Origin of the sequence: Corynebacterium phocae (assembly GCF_008693075.1) — a bacterium.
Taxonomy (GTDB): Bacteria; Actinomycetota; Actinomycetes; order Mycobacteriales; family Mycobacteriaceae; genus Corynebacterium; species Corynebacterium phocae.
Genome location: NZ_VXKJ01000018.1, coordinates 1 through 3492, shown reverse-complemented (window position 1 = coordinate 3492; position 3492 = coordinate 1). Strand labels below are relative to the sequence as shown.

At 63.5% G+C, this 3492-nt stretch carries 3 protein-coding genes; 2 read left to right on the top strand and 1 reads right to left on the bottom strand.

The genetic code is table 11. The features are described from left to right. The coding region (locus F4V58_RS01110; RefSeq protein WP_150385661.1) for an AMP-binding protein at positions 1-1137 on the top strand (1137 nt) is incomplete at its 5' end. Here F4V58_RS01110 and F4V58_RS01105 read toward each other — a convergent pair. Further along, positions 1134-2033, bottom strand: a complete 900-nt coding sequence (locus F4V58_RS01105) for a hypothetical protein (RefSeq protein ID WP_150385660.1) — start codon at positions 2031-2033, stop codon at positions 1134-1136. The genes F4V58_RS01110 and F4V58_RS01105 overlap by 4 nt on opposite strands. A 351-nt stretch (positions 2034-2384) precedes the next feature. Here F4V58_RS01105 and F4V58_RS01100 point away from each other — a divergent pair, with 351 nt between their 5' ends. Further along, complete coding sequence (locus tag F4V58_RS01100; RefSeq protein WP_075736356.1) at positions 2385-3407, top strand: HNH endonuclease signature motif containing protein; 1023 nt, start codon at positions 2385-2387, stop codon at positions 3405-3407. Positions 3408-3492: the final 85 nt, after the last annotated feature.

Sequence of the window (3492 nt, the reverse complement as noted above, 5' to 3'; positions counted from 1 at the left end):
GCCGCTGCGCCCGCCGCTCCGCCCGCCGCTCCGCCCGCCGCTCCGCCCGCCGCTCCGCCCGCGTTTCCCCCCATTTCTCCCGACGACCCCGCGCTCATCCTCCACACCTCCGGGACCACCGGCCAACCCAAAGGCGTGGTACTCACCCACGGAAACTTAAGCGCCAACGCCCAGCAAATCACCGCCTGGGTCCCGGGCCTGCGGCGCGGCCAGGAACGCTTCCTCGCGGCGTTGCCCATGTTCCACTCCTACGGGCTAACCATGTCGGTTACGGTGGGGTTAAACATCGGCGCGCAGCTCATCTTCGTGGCCCGTCCCACCGCCGAAGCCGTGGTTGATGCCATCACCACCCACCGCCCCACCTGGATGCCGGCGGTTCCTACGCTCTACGAACGCGTTATCGCCCACGCCCGCGCGGTGGGCGCGGACCTCAGCGGCATTGACCGGGCCATCTCCGGCGCGGCCGCCTTACCCACCCACCTCGTCGAGGAATGGGAGCAACTAACCGGCGGCATGCTGGTGGAGGGCTACGGGCTAACCGAATCCTCCCCTGTGCTGACCTGTAACCCGCTGGATGAAACGCGGCGGGCAGGGGGTATCGGCAAGCCAGTGCCCGGGACCGAACTGCGGATTGCCAACCCGGACAACCTGGCCGAAGACGCCGCCGAGGGCGAGCTGCTAGCGCGCGGCCCGCAAGTTTTTGCCGGCTATCTGCGCGTGGACCCTGACGCTTTCTACGACGGCTGGCTGCGCACCGGCGATATCTGCACGCAAGAAGACGGCTACTACCGGCTGGTGGGCCGCCGCAAAGAGATTATTAAGGTGGGCGGTTTTAGCGTCTACCCCGCGGAGGTGGAAAATGCGTTGCGCGCCCACCCGGCCGTGGCTGCGGCCGCCGTGGTTGATACCGGGGAGGTCACCGCCTGCGTGGTACTGGACGCGCCCGCCAGTGAGGCGGAACTGCTGGAGCATTGCCGCGCGCGCCTGGCCCGGTACAAAATCCCGCGCCGGGTCCTGTTCTTTGACGCCTTAGCCGCCGATGCCCTGGGCAAGCTCCGCCGCAACCAAGTCCGCGCCGACGCCCTGGCTGCCCTAGCTGCCCCGGCTGCCCCGGCTGACCTTGGCCGCACGCGCTAAGCCGTGGCCACAGCCTCCTCCTGGCAGAAATCCCCCACGTTGCGCAGGAGGTCAAAGGCCGCGCGCACAGTAAACTCCGCCTGCTCCGGGTTGTAACGGTAGATTCCCGGGAGGAATGCCCGCGCGCCCACGCGGTCGTTGAACACCCCGCTGCTAGTTTGCGGGAACAGCAACGGCACGCCAAATTTGCGGTTGGCGTCCCGCAGCCAGTCCAGTAGCTCGCGCTGGTTACCGCCGGATACCGGTGCCTTGCAGTCCATTTCAAAAAGGAGGCCGCCGTGGTCTTCGCGGACTTCAATCCACGTTCCGTTTTCGTAGAATTCGATGCTGTCAATCCAGGGGTCTTCATCAATTTCGTCTTCGTCCCAGTAGTCATTGTCGGTGGTGATGTCTACTCCCGCAGTGCGTAAAATCTCCGCGACGTCGTTGATGTTTAACCAGTCCGGGCCTTCGACCTCCGTCAGTTCCGGGATATCCGCCGGTGTGCGTCCGGTGGCACCAAAGTCCTTTTCCAACGCTGCGAAACCGCGGAGCATTTCACTGAGGTGGGTGACGGCAAAGATGACCATCTGCCAGTCCTCCGCGTCTTTTACCCACACCTCCGTGGAGGCCAGCTCTAGGTACCCGTCCGGGCGCAGGTGGGCATAGCACCGCTCCTGTTCCAGGTTGAATTTGTGCAGTTTGCGCTCCAGCATGGGGTTGGATTCAAAGGGCCCACCGGCCCACACACCCCGCATGTCTAGCCACCACTTGTTGGTCTTAAACTCCGCGTGGCCCGTGCCCAGCTCCACGCGGATACCGCCGTCTTTTGTCCGGCGGGCGTCAACACCCACGGGGTCTTTCAATAGTTCTACGAGTGCGCCCAGGAGATTGTCCGGCGTTTGTGGATGTTGCATGGTGAGTTCTTTCTTTTCGTGGGTTTTCCAAGTTGAGTTAGCTGCCTGGCTACCGGCTATACCGATGCCACCTTTATTAGACTCACTGCCCACCGCCCAGGTTCCCACACAGTTTCCGCCCCGGGCGTGTGATCCATTTAACACCAACTATTTTCGGGCCTTTTGGGGGTCATTTTGGGGTCTTTTGGACAAAACGCCCCAAAACCTTACGCGTTAGATCTTCTTTGTCAAACGGACCGTTAGGGCCTGTGGACTAAACCTGTGAAAAGTACAATGGAGTGGAAAAGTTATCCACAGGGGGCAATTTTTACCCCCTTGCGCTGGCCTTTTGCCGCAGCTAGCGTTCGGGGCATGAACTTAGACGAATACGCGAACTACGTGTCCCGGGGGCTCACCCCGGTTGAACAAGCCCACGGGCGCACCGAGGAGGAGCTGCTGGCGCTGTTTGACAGCGCGCACGCGCTCACCCTCCGCGCCCTGGGGGCGGTGTATTTCGGTGAGACTCCTTTTACCGGAAAGCAGCGCACGGCGCGGCGCCTGGCGGGCAAGCACTCTTTGACCTCGCTGATAAACATCGAACGCCACGCGGGGCGGGAAAAACACGCCCGCGAGATCTGGGATCTGCGTCTGAAACTATGTGCGGTCCCCGCGCAACGGGTGGACCAGGTGGCCAAGGATCACTTCGCGGCCAAGCGAAAGGCCAAGGGCGGTCCGGAGGCCGGGGTGCGCGTCACCAGGCGCGGCCAGGGCAACAACACGCTTTCCCTGACTGCCAAGCCCAGCGTGATTGCTGACATGTTGGGCGTCCTGGATTCCGTTAATGCCCAGGACCGGCTCCAGGCGGCTGAAGCGGTGTTCTTCGAAAAATCCGGTGGCAGCCTGCCGGCCGTTTCCACCAACATCATCATCACGCTGGAGGACTGGGCCAAGCTGGTTTCCGGCGATGGCGCGGAGCTGACCTTGCAGCTGACCAACGGCTCCACGCTCACGGGCAAGGAATACCTGGAACGCCGCCTCGCTGACCAGGGCTTTGTCACCTTGGTTGACCCCGTCGAGGGGCCGGTAAACTTGTACCGGATTAAGCGCTTTGCCAGCTGGAAGCAGCGCACCATGATTGCGGCGAAGTACCCGCACTGCGTGTGGCCGGATTGCCACAAACCTGCCGATGAATGCGAGTTCCACCACATCGACAGCTGGCAAGGCGGCGGGTTTACCAACGTGGACAACTTGGTACCGATGTGCGCTTATCACAACGGCGTCAACGAGGATTCCGGCCCGGCGGATAGTCGCGGCAAGGTGGTCCGCATTGACGGCGAGGTCGCCTGGGTTTCCCCGCGCACCGGCACGCCCCGGTTCGCCGAGACGGCGTTCTAGGCCCGGCCCGCAGCCGTACCCGCCAGCACACCAGGCCCGGCCAGCACACCAGGGCCGGCCAACCCGGCCCGCAGCCGCACCCGCG

What these genes read in the sequence shown, in the direction of transcription:
- F4V58_RS01100 (WP_075736356.1), top strand. Translation starts at nt 2,385, where the DNA reads ATGAACTTAGACGAATACGCGAACTACGTGTCCCGGGGGCTCACCCCG.
- F4V58_RS01105 (WP_150385660.1), bottom strand. Translation starts at nt 2,033, where the DNA reads ATGCAACATCCACAAACGCCGGACAATCTCCTGGGCGCACTCGTAGAA.